The following is a 17,308-nucleotide window of genomic DNA, read 5'->3' as shown; positions in this document are numbered from 1 at the left end:
CCCCGCGTCCATGCAGCACCGGACGGGGGCGGGCAGCCGCGGGTGGATTCGCGAGCCGACGCCGTGGTGGTCGTGTCCCCGGGGATCGAGCACCCGGGTCCGGCGTGGACCAGGGGCTCAACCAGCCCCACCGGCCCAGACCGGGTCGACCGGGGTGAGGACTCCGAGCCGGTCCTCGATCGCCTCGGCCGCGGCCAGGCACAGGTCCTCGCGAAACGCGCGCCCGACGATCTGCACGCCGGACGGCAGCCCGTCGGCCGTCCCGGTCGGCACGGCCACCCCGGGCACGCCCACGAAGCTGGTCACGGTGCACAGCCGCATTCCCGACCCGACGCGGTCCCGCCCGGCCCGGTCGCGTGACTCAAGCCCCGGTTCGACGGGCGGTTCGGTGAACGACGGGCCGAGCAGGAGCGGGTACTCGTCGAGGAATTCGGCCCAGGAGCGACGGATGTTCATCCAGACGCCCATGAGCTTCATGAACTCCTCCGCGCTCGCGGGCGGCGTCTGTTCCATCATCATCCCGACGTAGCGGTCACCGCCCGAGCCGAGCAGCTTGCGCACCACCGGCCAGGTCGGGGCGAACTCGGTCACGGTGATCCGGCCGTAGGCGTCGAGCGCCTCGTCCAACCGTGGCACGTCCGGCACTTCGCGCACGTCGTACCCGGCGTCCCGCAGCGCGTCGGCCGCGGCGGCGACGGACGCGCGCACCGCGGGGTGGACGCCGTGCCCGCCGGGGTCCGCCACGACCGCGACCTTCACCGGCCCGGGGAGGGGCGTGCCGTACGCGGGCACCGGCAGGGCGCGCGGGTCCCGTGGATCGGTGCCGGCCAACACCTCGTACGCCAGCCGGAGATCGCCCACGCTTCGGGCGAACGGGCCGTCGGTGACGAGCAGTTGGGATGCAGGGCCGGGGTCGTCCGGGCCGAGGATCCGGTGGTCGGCGGGAAACCGGCCGGTGGTCGGCTTCAGTCCGGCCACACCGCAGAACTGGGCCGGGACCCGCACCGATCCCCCGGAGTCGTTGCCGAGGCCGAGCGCCGCCATGCCCGTGGCGACGGCCACCGCGTCACCCCCGCTCGATCCGCCGGGAGTCCGGCCACGATCCCAGGGATTGAACGTGTCTCCGAACAGCTCGCTGCGCGTGTGCATTCCGGCCAGGATCAAGGTGGGCATGTTGCTGTGCCCGATGGGGATCGCCCCGGCCGCGCGCAGCCGGGCGACCGGGGGCGCGTCCGCCGGCGCCACCAGATCGCGGAAGCGCGGAGTGCCGAACGTGGTCGGCACCCCCTCGACGGCCGTGGACTCCTTCACCGTGAACGGAACCCCCGTGAGCGGCCCCAGCTCCTCGCCGGCGGTCCGGCGCCGGTCCGTCCGCTCGGCGGCCTCCCGGGCGCGATCCGCCAGAAGCCGGGTGACCGCGTTCACCTCCGGGTTGACCTCGGCGATCCGCTCCAGATGGCTCTCCACCAGCTCGACGGCGGAGACCTCGCCAGCGCGCACGGCCTCCGCCTGCGCCGCGGCCGACAGCTTCCACAGGGCGTCACCCATGATTCTCGTCCTCCCCGTCCCACGTTCCGATGCGCTTGCATCGGAACTGTAGCCTGGGAACCGATACGACCGCATCGAATTACGCGTCGCCGCACGGAGGCCACGAGCATGCCCAGACAGGTTGATCACGAGGAGCGACGTCACCGCATCGCCGAGGCGGTCTGCCTCCTCGCCGACGAGCACGGACTGGAGGGCGTGACCCTGCGCGACGTCGCCGCCCGCGCGCAGGTGTCGATGGGCGCCGTGCAGCGCTGCTTCCGCAGCAAGGAAGAGATGCTCGTGTTCACTCTCGCGAACATCGGTGAGCGGATCACCGAACGCGCCCGGGCCCGCCTCGTCCGGAGCCCGGCCCAGTCGGCCGCCACCGCCCTGGGTCACGCGGTCACCGAAGTCGCGCTGCTCCGGGAAGAGCATCACTTCGAGGCACGGGTCTGGCTCGCCTTCGTCGCGCAGGCCGCGGTCAGTGAGCCGCTCGCGAACACGCTGAAGGCGAGCTACGCAGCCCTGCAGGAGGCGTTCACCCGGCTCATCCGGGAAGTCGGCGAGAGCGCCGGACACAGTGCGCCCGTCGACCCGCAGCACGAGGCCCGCACCCTCCTCGCCCTCGCCGACGGCCTCACCGTCCACGTCCTCATCGGCCGCCTCACCTCGCGGGAGGCCCAGGACGTCCTGCACGCGCACCTGGACAACCTCGGGGAGCGGCACTCCTGACGGGTCACACCACCCTCGACAGTCCAGGCCGCCGACCAGCCGCGAAGGCGTCGTCAAGGCGGTGCTGAGCGGTTCCGGCACCGTCGGCGAAAGGCCGATCACAGGTACACGTTCGAGCCTCTTTGCGCCAATCCCCGAAGCGCCATGGACCGTCAATATCCCCTCTTGTCAGGATGATTGACGCCTGGTCGCGTCCGGCCGGGTACAGACCGAGGTTTCGCTCGAAGGGAAACAGATGCACATCGATCGCCAACGGCCCACCACCAGGCTCGTCACAGCAGTCGGGTTGGCGGTCCTGACGGCCGCCGGTATGGCGGCCCCCGCCGCCGCCGCGGATTCCGAACCGGCCGGCGCGCCACGGACCCAGATTTCGCGCGTGCTGGGCGGCGTGGTCACGACATGGATCAACGGGAACGTCAGGTACGGACCGTCCACGGACTACGCCATCAACTACCCCGTGTCCGCAGGCTTCACTTCGTACGGACTCTGCTGGAAGACCGGCGGTTGGGTCAACGCCAACGGGGTCGCTCACGACAAGTGGGTCAAGCTCTCCGACAACGAGTGGATCTGGGGCGGCCTGCTCAACGGTGACGAGACCGGAGGCGTCAGCAACTACTGCTGACCACGGCAGCTCGGCCGCACACCCGGCGCCGGGCCTGAACGGCGCACCGCCGCGGTCCGTCCGACGCCCCAGTGGGCGGGTCGGACCGCGGCGGAAGTGTGCCGGCCCGGCCCGGCGTCACCAACTCGACCGGCGTCCCGGGTCCTGGGCACGGCTCCCCCGCCACCCGCTCCGTCCCCTCGTGCAAGCCCCCGGTCGCGCCGCGGCCCGTCCGCCCGTTGCGGGCCGCCCGCATGTGAACCCACCCCCGCTCCCCGGCAGATCAACTCAACCCGCACCGAGTGCAGTTCGCCGGGATTTCGGCGCCCGCACCGGCGTGTCCCCGCCGCCTCGGGGTACCCGCATGGCGCCGCGGCAGAGCGCTGCGGCGAGGGCGCACAGAGCGGAGAGAGCGAGATGGCACTCCTCAGACGTAGCCGGTCGGCCGGGTCCGACAGCGCCGGCGCACCGGAGCAGAACCCCGACGACACGCCTCGGCGCTCCCCGGGCGACAAGGCCCCGCCCCGCCGCGAGCGCCGCCGCACCCCCTGGTACGTCGGCCTGCCGGTGACCCTGGCCGCGATCGTCGCGTTTTTCCTCGCCGGGGCACACCTGGGCCTGTTCCCCTCGATCCCCAACCCGCTGGAGCGGCGCACGGTGGACCGCAGCCAGCCGGTGCTGCTGCGCTCCATCCAGGACATGAAGCACTTCACCGGCGCGCAGGGCAACTTCCAGCTCGTCGTCGACCTCGACCGCGAGGCCGCCTTCCTGCCTTCGGCCCTGCTCGGCCACCGCACCCTGTACGTGGCGGCCGGCACGGTGGACGCCTACGTCGACCTCGCCGCCCTCGAAAAGGGCGCCGTGACCGTGTCCGGCGACCGTCTGAGCGCCACCGTCGTGGTGCCGCACGCCCAGCTCGCCGCGCCCGCCCTGGACGTGGGCCGCTCCTACGTCTACCTCCAGCAGCGTGGTCTCTTCGACCGGATCGGCGACTTCTTCAGCTCAAACCCCGGCAACCAGCGGCAGGTCGAAATGCTGGCCACCCAGAAGATCGAGCAGGCGGCCAAGGACACCGAACTCGCCCAGCGCGCCGAGCAGAGCACCCGCAGCATGCTGGAGGGACTGCTGCGCTCGGCGGGGTTCACCACCGTGACCGTCACCACGGCCCCCTGACCCACTGCCGCCCCACCAGGGCGGGCCGGACGCGCCGGCCGTCCGCCGTCGAGGCGGCCGGCCGGACCGGCTCCGGCGGGAGCCCCGAACCGGGGTTCCCGGAGGCCGTCGCCCTGGCCCGCCCAGGCCGGGGGCACGCGGAAGCGTGCCCCCGGCCTGCGGCGCTGCCTTGGCGCGGGCCGCGCAGAGCCGGGGCGTGATCCTCGCGGATCGCGCCCTTTCGCACGTCAGGAGCCTCGCTCCACGCTCTCGTGCGTACAGGAACCATTGCGCACGCTGGGATCGGGCGCCTCCTGCGACCGCCGCCTCCCGAGGCCCCGACAGACCGCGCGCGCCATAAGTCGCCGGCTCCCCCCTCCAGTCCCCGTGACCGACCTCGTCGAGGGACGGCTTCGCTCCCTGTCGCCTCGACCGGAGCCACCGCTCCCGCATACCGGCCGCCCGCTCGTCCGCTCCTCGGGGCCTCCGGGCCGGCCGAACCTCCAGCACGCGACCTCGAACGAAGGGGAAGACCATGACCACCCCCGTCCCGTCCCGCATCACCCTGGTGAACGGCAGCTTCGAGCAGCCCCCCATCGGCAGCGGCAACGCGATCCTGCCCGACGCCTCCCAGGCCTCCAGCCCGAACCACGTCCCGGGGTGGCTGACCACCGCCACCGACCACCTCATCGAGATCTGGCACGACGGCTTCAACGGAGTCCCCTCCGCCGACGGCGCCCAGTTCGCCGAACTCAACGCCAACCAGGTCTCCACCCTCTACCAGGACCTGCCCACCACCCCGGGCGCCACGCTGTACTGGCGGCTCTACCACCGCGGGCGGCTGGGCCAGGACACCATGGCCCTGGACATCGGCAGGCCCGGCGCGGCCGTCCAGCAGCGACAGTTCACCGACGGCAACACCGCCTGGGGCTTCTACACGAGCACCTACACCGTCCCGGCCGGGCAGACCACCACCCGCTTCGCCTTCCGCTCCGTCTCCTCCGCCGGCGGCAACCAGTCGGTCGGCAACTTCCTCGACGGCATCTTTTTCGGCACCGCCCCGGCCGTCACCCTCACCAAGTACGCCGTCCCCGACGGGCCCCTCGAAGTGGGTGACATCATCACCTACCGCGTGGTCGTCAGGAACGAGGGCGGTGGCAACGCCGACGCCCTCGTCCTGACCGACGCCGTGCCGAGCGGCACCACCTACCTGCCCGGATCCCTGCGGATCGTCAACGGTCCCAACACCGGCGCGAAGACCGACCGGCAGGGCGACGACCAGGCCCACTTCGACCCGGCCGGCGACCGGGTGGTGTTCAACCTCGGCAACAGCGCCACCGCCGACCGGGGCGGCAGCCTGCCCAACACCGACGCCCTCCCGAACGGCACGACGGTGGAGTACCGGGTCACCGTCGACGAGGCCAGCGCCGGCGGGCACGTCACCAACACCGCCACCGCCGCCTACGAGAACCGCCTCGGCCCCACCCCCCAGGCCCTCACCGCCACCTCCAACCAGACCGACACCCAGGTCCTGCCGGCCGCCGACCTGAGCGTCGTCAAGTCCGCCGACGCCACCACCGTCACCGTCGGCCAGACCGTCACCTACCGCGTCACCGTCCGCAACGCCGGACCCGACACCGCCACCCACGTGACCGTCGCCGACAGCCTCCCGGCCGGCCTGGTCTTCGTCTCCGCCACCGCCGACACCGGCACCTACAGCCCCGACACCGGCCTGTGGAGCGTCGGGACGCTGCCCGTCGACGCCTCCGCCACCCTCGTCCTCCGGGCGAAGGCCACCGCCACGGGCCCGGTCACCAACACGGCCAGGGCGCACGCGACCGAGACCGACCTCCACCCCGCCGACAACACCGACTCCGTCGCCGTCTGCGTCGAGGCCGCCCCCACCTGCTCGCCCTGCCCGAAGCCCGGCTCCGAGAAGGCGGGCGGCTGAGAGCCGCCCGGCGACCGCGCGGGCGACGTGGCCGTCCAAGCCCGGACGGTCACGTCGCCCGTGGACCAGATCGCCGGTGCCCTGCGGTGTCAGGTCAACTCAGGTCGTACTCGTCGACGTTCGACGCCACGTCGTACCACGGGCCGTAGAGCCCGTCGTTCAGGTACAACTCGTGGCTGCCGTTGCGGTGGCCGATCCGCGTCCCCGCCACCTGGACGTCGATCGCGTCGTTGGCGATCTGCACCCAGGCCGACGTCGGAGTCGACTTCCCGAAGAGGGCCGCACCCCGGCGCTGGACGATGAGGTCGGGGGTGAGCCCGAACTCGTCGACGTTGTCGGCGACCGCGTACCACGTGCCACCGATCCCGTCCTTGACGTACAGGCGGTGCGCGGCATCGCGGTTGCCGATGCGGTTGCCCGCGACCTGGAGGTCGATCGCGTTGTCGGCGAGGTGGCTCCACGCGTCGGCGAACCCGGCCTTGGCATAGACGTTCGCACCTTGGCGCTGGACGACCAGGCCCGGCGCGAGCCTGAACTCGTCAACGTTCGACGCCACGTGGTACCACGACCCGTAGAGCCCGTCGTTCAGGTAGAGCTCGTGCGCCGTGTCGCGGTGCCCGATGCGGGTCCCCGCGACCTGGACGTCGATCGCGTCATTGGCGATCTGCACCCAGGGGCCCCAGAGGTCCGCCTTGGCGGACACCTTCGTCCCCTGGCGGATGACCACCAGGTTCGCGGAGACCGCGTACTCGTCGACGTTGTCGGCCAGGGTGAACCAGCTTCCGCCGATCCCCTCCTTGGCGTAGATCGTGTGCGCCGGGTCGCGGGTGACGATCCTCGTCTCCGCGACCTGGACGTCGACGGTGTTCCCGGCGAGGTGGCTCCACGCCTCGGCGAACCCGGCCTTGGCATAGACGTTCGCACCTTGGCGCTGAACGATGAACTGGGGTGGCTGCCCCGGGTTCTGCGGTGGTGTCGAACCACAGGCCGCGCCCGTGATCGGCGTCCCGCTCCACGTTCCATTGCCGGCGCTCGGCCCGCCGGCCGTCAGATCGGGTGCACCGCAGATGCGGGCGTTGTGAGCGGCGTCGAACGGGATGCCCGAACCGTTGTAGCAGTTGGGAGCTCCCCACAGCTGAAAGTGGATGTGCGCGACGCCCCCGTTGTCGGGCGGGACGCCGGGGGGCGCGGCCGCGGACACGCTGCCGACGGACTGGCCCGCGCTCACCGTGGTGCCCGGAGTGAGCGAACTGTTGATGTGGGTCAGGGTGAAGCTACGCCCACCCGCCGCGTTGACGCACAGGTTGCCGTAGGCGGCCTGGAAATAGGAGACCGTGCCGTCCATCGGCGCCCGGACGGTGCGGCCGGTCGCCGAGTTGTCGCACCCGGCGCCCGTGAGGTCGAGCCCGAAAGTCGAGGTCCCCGTATGGGAGGCGTAGCCGTAGCCACGGCAGATGTTCCAGGTCTCCCCGACGTCGAAGGGCGGCAGGATGTTGCCGGCCGCCGCCCGGGCCGGATGCACCCCGACTCCCAGGACGCCACCGAGCACGAGGCTCAGCGCCACGAGGAAGGATCGCAGGTTGGTCAGTGCTCTTCGCCTGTGGTGCAAAGAACCCACCTTCTCCGAAGTGTTGACGCGTCGACCTACGGATTCCCACCGGCGCAGTGGCCGGGGTGCAAGGTGTCGGTCGCCGGTCGTCTCCTCCCCAGGAACCGGGAGGAAGCAACCAGGACGGCGGCACCGCGCGCCGATCAGGCGGACACCGGACCGCTGATCCGGAGCGCGCGGGCCGCCGTGTGCGGGACTCGGGGCACCCGGCCACCACAACGACAAGCCGCACATACCGGGGGAAAGGAGTCGGAAGGCCGTGAGGGCCGGCCACGGCGACGTGAGACAACTGGCGCCCACGTCACCCGGGGCCGGCCACCCCGGCTTCGATCCGGCTCCGGCTCCGCGAGTAGATCAAGTATCCCAATACCCGGACGTGCTTGTCACCCTGCGCCAGAACGATCTTTTGTGGTGATTTGCGCGCTTAGGGTTGCCAACGACGGGCATGACTCACCCCCTCGGGATTCTTGGAGCAGGAATGACACCCGAAGTCGCCGCGGTCGCGGCGGAGCTCGCGGACATGGCTGCGGCGGACCACCGGGCCACCGTCCAGGCGAACAGCGACGACTACGCGGAACAACTGGCGTGGCGTCGCCTGACCGCCCGGCACGCAGACCGTCTCCACGAACTCATGGACGCGTACGGCTGGCCCACCGCGGACCTGGTCGGCGAGGATGCGGCGCGGGCAGCGTGGCTGATCGCCCAGCACGCCGACCGGCAGCTCGACGTCCAGCGCCAGGCGCTCCGGCTGATGGAACAGGCGGTGGCAGCGGGCTCGGCGAGCCCACGGGAGCTGGCCTTCCTGCGCGATCGCACCCTCGTGAACGAAGGACGCAAGCAGATCTACGGCACGCAGATCGCCGGGATCCAGGACGGCTCGCCGATCCCGTGGCCCTGCGAGGACCCCGAGCGCATGGACGACCGGCGGGCCGAGGCAGGCATCCCACCGTTCGGCGAGTACGTCGCCCAGTTCTCGGTGTCCTGACTCGCCCCGGCCCCGCCCGGCGGATCACGCCCCGGCCCGATCCGGTCCGAGTCAGGAGGACAGCGTCTTGCTCGCCAGCACCCTCCCCTGGGCGTCGTAGGCGGCGAGTCGGATGCCGTCGAGCGGGTGCGCCGCCTTCGGGGCGTCGGGGCTCTTGCTACTGGGGCCCCAGACATAGCCGGTGGCGTAGCCCGGGTCGCCGGGGAGGGACGCGACGGTGGCCCAGTACGCCCGGCCCTCCACCTCGATGGTCATCCGGGCCACCTGCCCGGGCCCGTGGTAGACGAGGTTGTACAGGCCCTCGCGGTACTGCGGCGGGTTCCCGTAGTACTGCATGGTGATCTCGGTGGCGCCCGCCGCCCAGGAGTACCCGCTGCAGCCCGGGCCGCTGCCGTAGGCGGGAGCGTCGTGGACGCAGATCTCCTGGTCCTTCAGCTGCATCCACCAGTCCTGGCGGCCCAGCGGCAGCTGCGTGCCGGGCTCCACCACCACGGCCTCGGGAGCCGGCCCCTCCGGCACCTGCGGAGCCTGCGAGGCCGGTGCGACGGCCCGGGAGTCGTGCCGCTCGGACAGTACCGCCCCCGTGCCGGCCACCACCGCGAGCGCGGCCGCCACCGCCGACGCGCCCATCGCCACCCGGCGCCCGCGCCGCTGTCGGCGCACGTGAGCCCGCACGGGCCCGGCCGACCAGTCCGCCACCGCGACGCGGGCCGCCTCGTCCCGCAGAGCGCCGCGCACCATGTCCTCGGTGTCCCTCACTTGTTGCCCCCGTCCGTGCCGTCGATCGTTGAACCGGTACCCACCGCGTACGAGACCAGCGCCGGGTGGCCGCGCAGTTTCGCCAGGCCCCGACTGGCCTGGCTCTTCACGTTGCCCGGCGAGCAGTCGAGCACCTCGGCGACCTGGCCCTCGCTCATGTCCTCCCAGTAGCGCAGGACGACCACGGCCCGCTGGCGCGGCGGCAGCTCCGCCAGCGCTTGGAGCAGCACCGAGCGCTCCTCGACGCCGCCGTGCCCACCGCCCGCGGTGGACGCCCGGTCGGGAAGAACGGGCACGAGCAGCTGCCTGACGCGACGCCGCCGGTGACGGCTCAGGTTGTTGTTCACCAGCGCCCGGTGGATGTAGGCGTCCGGCTCCTCCAGACGGCTGATCCGGGACCAGTTCCTGAAGACCTTCGCGAAGGTCGCCTGCACCACGTCCTCGGCCTCGTGGTAGTCGCCAGTGAGCAGGTAGGCCGTGCGCACCAGCCGTCGCCAGCGCGTGGCGGCGAACCCCTCGAAGTCGAGCTCACGCGGGCCGGGGCCGCCCGCAGTAGCCGGTGCCGTCACGGGCCTCGGCCCGTCCTCCACCGGGATGTGCAATACGCTCGCGGTCATCCAAATCCTCTTCGCGTCCGCGCGACGACCCGATCGGACCGTCGCTCTGCCCTATTCACCGCCGCGCCGCCGCAAGGGTTGCACGGCACTGTCCGCGACCACGGGCTGCGGCTCACCTTCCGGGCGCCGTCGCCGTGACCGAGCGGCCCCCTGCCGGTCGGTCACGGCACGGGGAGAACGGCGCGCCCACACGGCCCCGCCCCGGCCGAACAGGCGCACGGGGGTCCTCAGCTGCGGACGGGGACGCGGCCGAGGGTGCGGATCGGGCGGGTGAGCAGGAGGGCGACGGCGGTGAGGAAGGCGACGACGACGCCCGCCAGGAGGACCCGGTCGGTACCGAAGGCGTCCACGGCCGGGCCCGCCAGGGCGCTGCCGATCGGGTACATGCCGACGGATCCGGCGACCTCGTACGCGTGGACGCGGTTGAGGACCTCCCCCGGGACCTGGGTCTGCACGCTCGTGGCCCACATGACGCCCCAGACGCCGATGCCGACACCGACCGCGACCTGGGCGGCGGCGAGCGCCCAGACCGGCCAGCCGAGCACGATGCCGAGCGGATAGAGCGGGTAGGTCGTGATCGCCACGGCTCCGGCGGCGAGTGGGCGTCGCGGCTTGTAACGGATCGCCAGCAGGCCGCCCGCCACGGTGCCCGCGCCGAGGGCGGCGTTGAGCAGGCCGAAGGCGGACGCGCCGTACTCGGGCACGACGACACCGGCGGCCACCGTCAGTTGCGGCCCCCAGGAGAGCACCGCGAAGACCATCCAGATCACGATCACGCCCCAGAGCCAGGTGCGGGCGCGGAACTCCCGCCAGCCGACCGCCAGGTTGTGCCACAGACCACCGCCGGACGGCGGGGCGGGCACCGCGCCGAGCCGCAGGGCCGCCAGGCACACCGCGCTCGTGCCGTAGGCGACGGCGGAGAGCGCCATCACCCAGCCGGTGGCCCCGAAACCCACCAGGACACCGGCCAGCGCCGGGCCGCCGAGCCCGGTGAGCGCCTCGGAGGTGCGCAGGATCCCGTTCGCGCCCTGCACGTCACGGGCCACCAGGGGGACGGTCGAGGCGGAACCCGGCTGGAACATCGCGTTGGCGGTGCCGGCCGCCACCAGGAGGGTGTACAGCTGCCAGAGGTGGTCGATGCCGTGGAGGAACAGCAGGGCGAGCAGCACGTGGGCGACGAGGTTGGCCAGGTCGGCGGCGATCATCAGCCGGCGGGCGGTGAACCGGTCGGCGAGCACCCCGCCGAACAGCACCAGGCCGGCGAACGGGCCCACCAGGAAGGCCATCGCGTACCCCGCGGTGTCCAGGCCGTACCCTCCGCTGAGCAGACCGGCCGAGATCGCGACCGGCAGCATGGCCCAGCTGAGCAGACCGGCGCTGCGGGCGGTGAAGTAGTAGCGGAAGTTGCGGGACCAGATCGCCGGTTCCCCGGACGGCCGGGCCACGGACCCGGGCCTTCCGTCCTCCGGTGCGCCGGCGGACGGTGCGCCGGAGAGGTGGTCCTGGATCTGTACGGATGTCGCCGCCGCTGGGTGGTCGGTGGTGCGGTCTGCCATGGCTGTTCAACCTCAGGTCGTGGGTCGGGCGGTGTGGGTCGGGCGGTGTCGGTCCGCGGGTCCGCGCCGGGCGGGACGGGTCTGTGCGGTCAGGCGCGGGCGGCGAGCTCCGCACGCAGGGCGGCGTTCTCCTGCTCCAGCCGCGCCAGGCGGTCGCGGACCGGGGCCAGGGCACCGGCGAGCTCGCGATCGCTGAAGCGGGGGGTGATGTGGTTGGGGCAGTTCCAGGCGGTGGCCTCGACCCGGATGGTGACCAGCTGCTCGACCGTGCCCTCGGTGCGCGGCGAGTCCAGGCGCTCGGCGAGCACGGGGTCCTCACCGGGCAGGACGGCGCTCGCACGGCCGAACAGCTTGAGGCGGGTCTGCCGGGCGTGGTCGATGAAGAAGAGCGCCACCCGGTCGTCGCCGCGCAGGTTGCCGGTGGTGATGTACTGCCGGTTGCCCCGGACGTCCAGGTAGCCGAGCGTGAACGCGTCCAGGACGTGGACGAATCCGGGCGGGCCGCCCCGGAACTGGATGTACGGCCAGCCGGTCTCGCCCACGCTGGCGAACAGGAAGCCGTCGAGGCCACGGATGAAGTCGGCCTCGGACCCGGTGAGCGGCTCCGGCTGCTCGGCCGGGTCCCGCAGCCGGCGGTCGGCCGCCGTGGCGCTGCCCATCTGCTGCTGTACCCGGCGCACCGGGGCGGTGTACGCGAGGCGGTCGAAGCGGCTCATCCGACGCTCCCCGCGCGGGATTCGGTCCGGGGGCCGGTCGAGGTACCGGTCCGGGGGCCGGTCGAGGTACCGGCCGGGGCGGCGGTCCGGGAGCAGCGCCGGGCTGCGGGGCGCGGTGCTGGGGGCTGCGGCAAGGTGTCACCTCGTGGGTCGGCGGTCGGGGCAGGTCGGCCGGGCGATCGGGGGCGGAAATCGTCCGACGGCGCGGGAACGGCCCTGCGGTGCGACCACCGTACGGAGCCCGCCTGGTCAGGCACCTGCATCCCGGCCAGAGGACCGCGGGCCCTGCGGACCGCCCGGAACAGAACGGCCGCACCCCCGCCGACCTGCGGTTCTGCCGGACGGCAGCGGTCAGGACCGGCCCCACCGGCAGAACTACGGGAACTGCCGCAACCGGTCCTCCTGCCGCCGGGCCACCGACAACAGCCGCCCCACGCCCGGCGGACCCGTCCTGCCTGTACTCAGCGGATCCGGGCCGCGCCCGTCGCCCGGGAGAGCCTCAGCGCCTCGCGCCAGTGCCCGACCGCGCCGCCCGGCTCGCCGAGCGCCGACCGCGCCCGGCCGAGCACCAGCCGGGCGCGCGCCTCGCCCGGGCGGTGCCCGGTCGCACGGTGCAGGGCGAGCGCCTCGTGGCCGTGCTCCAGGGCGGTCCGCGGCTCGCCGAGCCGCACCCGTAAGCACGCCAGGACGGTGAGCGCGCTGCCCTGGAGCATCCGGAACCCGCAGGCACGGCCGAGCGCGACGGCGCGTTCCGCAGTCTCCAGGGCGGCCTCCGGTTCCAGGTACGCCTGGGCCGTGGCGAGCCCGACGAGGGCGGCGGTCTGCCGGAAGCCGTCGTTCGCGGCCCGGGCGAGGCGGAGCGACTCCCGGTAGCTGCCGGCCGCGTCGGCGAAGTCGTGGGCGCGCTCCTGCACGCAGGCCAGTGCGAGGAGGGCGTCGGCCTCCGGCGCCCGGTCCGCCAGGGCCTGGGCGGCGGCGAGCGCGGTGTGGGCCAGCAGCCGTCCGGTGGAGTGGTCGCCCAGGTCGGTGTAGGCGCCCGCGAGGCAGCTCAGCGCCGCGCTCTCACCGTGCCTGTGACCGTGCTTCAGGTGGACCGGAAGGGTCTCGCCGAGCACCCGGACCGCCTCGCCCGGCCGCCCCAGTGCGCGGTGGACGACGGCCAGGGCCGTCCGGGCGACCGCCTCCTCGCCGACCGATCCGGACGCCCGGAGCAGCCGGGCGGCGTGCGCGAAGTGCCCGGCGGCCTCGTCGAGCCGGCCGAGCTTCCAGCAGACCTGCCCGAGATCGGCGAGCTCTTCGGCGACCCCGGGTCCGCTGTCGCGCCCGCCGAGCGCACGGGCCCGCACGAGGTGCTCGTACGCCGCCAGGACGGCGCCGTTGTCGTGGTGGGCGGCGCCGATGCGGCGCAGGGCGAGCGCTTCGCCGTCGAGCCAACCGGACTGCCGGGCGAGTTCCAGTGCCCGGCCGACCAGTTCCATCGCCCGCTCGTCGTCGGCGAGCACCCCGTGGCACTCGGCGCGCCGCAGCTGGGCGGCGGCCTGGGCCCGGACCTCACCGTCGGCGACGGCGGCGAACAGGCTGGCGGTGGCGACCTTGAGGCAGTCGCCCGTGTACATCCCCGCCGAGAGGTAGCTGTGGAGGCTCTCGGCCAACCGCCAGGCGACGGCGGTGAATCCCGCGCCGGACGCCTCCAGGACGGCGCCGGCCAGGTTCTCCCGCTCGCTGTCCAGCCAGTGCGCGGCCTGACCGTGGTCCGAGATGGCCGGGGCGGCGACGGGTCCGGACGCGGGGACCGGGGCGAGGGCGGGCACGGACGGGGTGACCGGGGTGACCGGGGTCGGCGGCGCCGCCGGGAAGGCCGTGGGGGCGGACGGGCCCGCGGCCGGCTCGGCGGGGTAGAGCAGCCGGGCCGCGGCGTCGGTGTGGTCGAGGTACCAGTCGAACAGCCGCTGGCGGGCCGTGTGTGCCTCCTCCTTGCCGACCAGCTCGCGGGCGTAGGAGCGCAGCAGGTCGTGCAGCCCGAAACGGCCGGCCGCCCGTTCCTGCACCAGGTGGGCGTCGGCCAGGGCGACCAGTAGTCCGGCCGATTCGGCCGGGGCGGCGTCCGCCAGCGCGGCGGCGCCGTCCACGGTGAGGTCCGGTCCCGGCATGAGGCTGAGCAGCCGGAACATCCGCCGGACCGGCGCCGGGAGGGCGCTGTAGGAGAGGTCGAAGGCGGCTCGTACGGCCGAGCTCCGGTCGCCTTCGACGTGGAGCCGGCTGAGCATGTCGTCGCCCGCCAACTCGGCGTACTGGTCGGCGATCGTGGCGTTGCGGGCCACCAGGTTGGCACCCGCGATCCGGATGGCCAGCGGCAGGCCGCCGCACACCCGCACCAGCTCGCGGGCGGCCTCCTCCTCGGCCGCGACGTTGCAGTCGCCGATGGTGCCGCCGAGCAGCCGACGGCCCTCCTCGGGGTCGAGCACGTCCAGGGCGAGCCGGCGGGCACCGTCGCTCGCGACCAGCCCGGCGAGCCGGCTGCGGCTGGTGATCACCACCGCGCAGCCCTGGGCACCCGGGATCAGCGGCCTGACCTGCTCGGCGTCGCGCGCGTCGTCCAGCAGGACCAGCATCCGCCGGTCGGCGAGCAGGGTGCGGTACAGCGCCGCGGCCTCGTCCTCGTCCGGGGGCAGCCGGTGCGGCGGCGTACCGAGGGCCCGGAGGAACTGTGCGAGGACGTCGCCCGGCCGCAGCGTCGGGAGCCGGGAGCGTCCGCGCAGGTCCACGTAGAGCTGGCCGTCCGGGAAGTGCTCGCGCCGGGTGTGCGCCCAGTGAATGGCGAGGGCGGACTTGCCGACGCCGGGCGCGCCGACCACGGCCACCATCTGGGGACGGCGGGCCGGGTCGGGGTCGACGAGGGCGTCCAGGTCCAGGATCTGCCGCTGCCGCCCGATGTGGGGCCCGGTTCTGGCGGGCAGTTGGGCGGGTGCGGGGTGCGGGACCGGCGGTGTCCGGAGGCCGGCCACGACGGCGTCCCCGGGTACCCCGAGCTGCCCGGGGCGCTCGACACCCTCGACACCCTCGGGGCGCTCGGGGCGGGGAGGGGGGCCAGGGAGCCCGGGGTGCCGGAGGTCGGGCGGCAGTTGGCGGCGCAGCACCCGCAGATGGGCGTCACGGACCTCCGCGCCGGGCCCGACCCCCAACTCCTCGTCCAACCGGGCCCGCAGGCGGTCGAACACCCGGAGCGCGGCGGCCTGCTCCCCGCTGCCGGCCAGGGCGAGGATCAGCCGGGCGTGCAGGCCCTCGTGCAACGGCTCGGCGTGCACCAGGTCCCCCAGCACCGGGACGGCCTCCCCCGCGCGCCCCAGCAACATCGCGGTGTCCGCGTGCGACAGCGCCGCCGCCACCCGCCGTTCATTGGCCGCGACCGCGGCCGGGTGCTGGCGCAGCACCAGGTCCGCGTCCGCGAGGACCGGGCCGCGCCAGCACCGCAGCGCCTGTGCCAGCAGCTCGTACCCGGCCTCCCGCTCCGGCCCGCGGTGGACGCGCTGCGCCCGGTCGACCAGCTCGTCGAACCCGCCGAGGTCGATCCGGCTCCGGGAGTCCTCCAGCCGGTAGCCGGTCGGCGTGCGGACGACGGCGGGCCGCGGTGCGGCGCGGTGGCCGTCCGGCTCCAGGAGCTGGCGCACCTGGCTGACGTAGGTGTGCACCAGGCTCTGCCGGGACCCGGGCGGCCCGGACGGCCAGAGCGTGTCGGTGATCTCCTGCTGGGTGGCCGGCTCGGGGTGTTTGAGGGCGAGCAGTCCGAGCAGCCGGCGCAGCATCGGGCTGGTGACCGGGACGGTGACCCGGCCGCGCCGGAGGTCGAGCGGGCCGAGGATCAGCAGGCGCGGCCGGAGGGCTCCGCGCGGCGCGGCGTCGCCGGCGGCGGCAGACAGCCCGTCCAGCTCGCGGTCGGTCAGCCCCAGCACCTCCGCCAACCGCTGGAGGGTACGCGCCTGCGGCCGCTGGACCCGGCCGTGTTCGATGTCGCGCAGTGCCCGCAAGCTGATCCCGGCCCTCGAAGCGGCGTCCTCCTGGCTGAGCCCGGCGCGACTGCGGAACGAGCGGAGCCGCGGACCGTACGGACCCGGCTCGCCCGACGGACCGTCCAGGGCCGGCCCGGTGGCCGTCACCCTCTCCGACATGACATCCCCTCACCCGCCGGCCACACACCACCGTCCCCCGGACGGCGGCAGGCGAAGGCCGCGCGCGGCCGCTACCGCGGGAGACCTCGGCCATGATCAGTCTGGACCAGACCATTGCCCCGGACAAGGGACATCCGCCACGATCCCGCCGGGATCACGGGTTCTGGATGCGCCCGTGCTGCCCGCCGCCCGTTCCGGGGGCCTGCGGAATCGCCGCCAGGCGGCGGGGCAGCATCGCGCGTCGTCACCGGCGCAGCGGCCCCGGGCCGTCACGGAGGGCCCGGGCCGTCAACGGGTGAGCAGGGCGCTGACGGTCTTGCCACCGGCGTCCCGGTGGGTGACGGCGGTGGTTCGGGCGAGGCGGTTGACCATGGGCCAGCCGAATCCGCCGGTGCCGTCGTCGAGGTCGGGGGTGCGCATGCGCGGGGCCTGCGGGCTGTGATCGTGCACGGCCACTTCGACGCTGTCCGTGTAGGCGGTCAGTTCCAGGGTGAACGTGCCGCCGCCGTGGCGCAGGGCGTTGGTGACGAGCTCCGAGACAACGAGGACCACGCTCTCCGCAGCCCCGGGAGCGGGCACCGGCACGAGGCTCCCGAGGAATCTGCGCGCGCGCTCGCGCGCACCGGCGACGGACGAGGCGGAGTGGAGGGCTTGGACCTCGACGCACATCAGGTCCATCAGGTCACCTCTTCCTGGGGCGACAGCCCCGCTCCGGCCTACCCGGCCCTTGTTCCCCGGTATCGCAGCACCAACCCCTCCACGGCGATCATTCGGACCGAACCCGTCTCTCCCCGGGCTGCGGGCCGCCGAGCGGTGGGGTCGGGACGGGTCGTGGAGGTCGCGCTGGTTCAGGGCCCAGCGAGTGCCCCGCCCCGCCGTGCCGTCCGGTCGTCCGCCCCGGAAGCGCAAGGGTCACATCGGAGGGAGGGGGTGGGAC

13 protein-coding genes are annotated in these 17,308 nt (G+C 73.7%); 5 read left to right on the top strand and 8 right to left on the bottom strand.

Going from position 1 to position 17,308, the window contains the following annotated elements:
- Nucleotides 1–117 precede the first annotated feature (117 nt).
- Nucleotides 118–1,548, bottom strand: coding sequence for an amidase (locus ACFWOG_RS19930; RefSeq protein WP_380359944.1), 1,431 nt, complete (start codon nt 1,546–1,548; stop codon nt 118–120).
- Between the two features lie 108 nt (nt 1,549–1,656).
- On the opposite strand from ACFWOG_RS19930, the gene ACFWOG_RS19925 reads away from it, so the two are divergent.
- From ACFWOG_RS19925 to ACFWOG_RS19910, 4 genes are all read left to right on the top strand, one after another.
- The gene (locus ACFWOG_RS19925) at nt 1,657–2,259 is read left to right on the top strand and encodes a TetR/AcrR family transcriptional regulator (RefSeq protein WP_380359943.1); all 603 of its coding nucleotides are present in this window, start codon (nt 1,657–1,659) and stop codon (nt 2,257–2,259) included.
- A 235-nt stretch (nt 2,260–2,494) separates the two neighbouring features.
- Nucleotides 2,495–2,881 carry a hypothetical protein gene (locus ACFWOG_RS19920; RefSeq protein WP_380359941.1) on the top strand — a complete coding sequence of 129 codons (387 nt, stop codon included), beginning with the start codon at nt 2,495–2,497 and terminating at the stop codon, nt 2,879–2,881.
- 396 nt (nt 2,882–3,277) lie between these two features.
- The gene (locus ACFWOG_RS19915) at nt 3,278–4,033 is read left to right on the top strand and encodes a DUF4230 domain-containing protein (protein WP_329949025.1); all 756 of its coding nucleotides are present in this window, start codon (nt 3,278–3,280) and stop codon (nt 4,031–4,033) included.
- A gap of 514 nt (nt 4,034–4,547) precedes the next feature.
- Nucleotides 4,548–5,963, top strand: coding sequence for a hypothetical protein (locus tag ACFWOG_RS19910; protein WP_380359939.1), 1,416 nt, complete (start codon nt 4,548–4,550; stop codon nt 5,961–5,963).
- Between the two features lie 94 nt (nt 5,964–6,057).
- On the opposite strand, the gene ACFWOG_RS19905 is transcribed toward ACFWOG_RS19910, so the two are convergent.
- Entirely contained in the window at nt 6,058–7,572 is a 1,515-nt protein-coding gene (locus tag ACFWOG_RS19905) for a hypothetical protein (protein ID WP_380359937.1), read from the bottom strand.
- Between the two features lie 478 nt (nt 7,573–8,050).
- On the opposite strand from ACFWOG_RS19905, the gene ACFWOG_RS19900 reads away from it, so the two are divergent.
- Entirely contained in the window at nt 8,051–8,557 is a 507-nt protein-coding gene (locus tag ACFWOG_RS19900) for a DUF6624 domain-containing protein (protein WP_380359935.1), read from the top strand.
- Nucleotides 8,558–8,608: 51 nt separating this feature from the next.
- Here ACFWOG_RS19900 and ACFWOG_RS19895 read toward each other — a convergent pair whose 3' ends face one another.
- The 6 genes from ACFWOG_RS19895 to ACFWOG_RS19870 form a co-directional block, all read right to left on the bottom strand.
- Nucleotides 8,609–9,316 (bottom strand): hypothetical protein, encoded by a 708-nt coding sequence (locus tag ACFWOG_RS19895; RefSeq protein ID WP_380359933.1) that lies wholly within the window; start codon nt 9,314–9,316, stop codon nt 8,609–8,611.
- Nucleotides 9,313–9,933 carry a SigE family RNA polymerase sigma factor gene (locus ACFWOG_RS19890; protein ID WP_329879752.1) on the bottom strand — a complete coding sequence of 207 codons (621 nt, stop codon included), beginning with the start codon at nt 9,931–9,933 and terminating at the stop codon, nt 9,313–9,315. Before ACFWOG_RS19890 ends, ACFWOG_RS19895 begins: the two co-directional genes overlap by 4 nt.
- Before the next feature lie 227 nt (nt 9,934–10,160).
- Complete coding sequence (locus ACFWOG_RS19885; protein WP_380359931.1) at nt 10,161–11,489, bottom strand: MFS transporter; 1,329 nt, start codon at nt 11,487–11,489, stop codon at nt 10,161–10,163.
- An 89-nt stretch (nt 11,490–11,578) separates the two neighbouring features.
- Nucleotides 11,579–12,205, bottom strand: a complete 627-nt coding sequence (locus ACFWOG_RS19880; protein WP_329879750.1) for a pyridoxamine 5'-phosphate oxidase family protein — start codon at nt 12,203–12,205, stop codon at nt 11,579–11,581.
- Between the two features lie 461 nt (nt 12,206–12,666).
- Entirely contained in the window at nt 12,667–16,371 is a 3,705-nt protein-coding gene (locus ACFWOG_RS19875; protein WP_380359929.1) for a BTAD domain-containing putative transcriptional regulator, read from the bottom strand.
- Between the two features lie 288 nt (nt 16,372–16,659).
- Nucleotides 16,660–17,049 carry an ATP-binding protein gene (locus tag ACFWOG_RS19870; protein WP_329879748.1) on the bottom strand — a complete coding sequence of 130 codons (390 nt, stop codon included), beginning with the start codon at nt 17,047–17,049 and terminating at the stop codon, nt 16,660–16,662.
- Nucleotides 17,050–17,308: the final 259 nt, after the last annotated feature.

Source organism: Kitasatospora sp. NPDC058406 (assembly GCF_042722765.1).
Lineage (GTDB): Bacteria > Actinomycetota > Actinomycetes > Streptomycetales > Streptomycetaceae > Kitasatospora.
This window is presented reverse-complemented; position numbering and strand designations above follow the sequence as displayed.

Excerpts from the sequence above, each read along its gene's own strand:
- ACFWOG_RS19885 (WP_380359931.1), bottom strand. The coding sequence starts at position 11,489 with ATGGCAGACCGCACCACCGACCACCCAGCGGCGGCGACATCCGTACAG.
- ACFWOG_RS19870 (WP_329879748.1), bottom strand. The coding sequence starts at position 17,049 with ATGGACCTGATGTGCGTCGAGGTCCAAGCCCTCCACTCCGCCTCGTCC.
- ACFWOG_RS19925 (WP_380359943.1), top strand. The coding sequence starts at position 1,657 with ATGCCCAGACAGGTTGATCACGAGGAGCGACGTCACCGCATCGCCGAG.
- ACFWOG_RS19880 (WP_329879750.1), bottom strand. The coding sequence starts at position 12,205 with ATGAGCCGCTTCGACCGCCTCGCGTACACCGCCCCGGTGCGCCGGGTA.
- ACFWOG_RS19930 (WP_380359944.1), bottom strand. The coding sequence starts at position 1,548 with ATGGGTGACGCCCTGTGGAAGCTGTCGGCCGCGGCGCAGGCGGAGGCC.
- ACFWOG_RS19890 (WP_329879752.1), bottom strand. The coding sequence starts at position 9,933 with ATGACCGCGAGCGTATTGCACATCCCGGTGGAGGACGGGCCGAGGCCC.
- ACFWOG_RS19920 (WP_380359941.1), top strand. The coding sequence starts at position 2,495 with ATGCACATCGATCGCCAACGGCCCACCACCAGGCTCGTCACAGCAGTC.
- ACFWOG_RS19900 (WP_380359935.1), top strand. The coding sequence starts at position 8,051 with ATGACACCCGAAGTCGCCGCGGTCGCGGCGGAGCTCGCGGACATGGCT.
- ACFWOG_RS19915 (WP_329949025.1), top strand. The coding sequence starts at position 3,278 with ATGGCACTCCTCAGACGTAGCCGGTCGGCCGGGTCCGACAGCGCCGGC.
- ACFWOG_RS19910 (WP_380359939.1), top strand. The coding sequence starts at position 4,548 with ATGACCACCCCCGTCCCGTCCCGCATCACCCTGGTGAACGGCAGCTTC.
- ACFWOG_RS19875 (WP_380359929.1), bottom strand. The coding sequence starts at position 16,371 with ATGTCGGAGAGGGTGACGGCCACCGGGCCGGCCCTGGACGGTCCGTCG.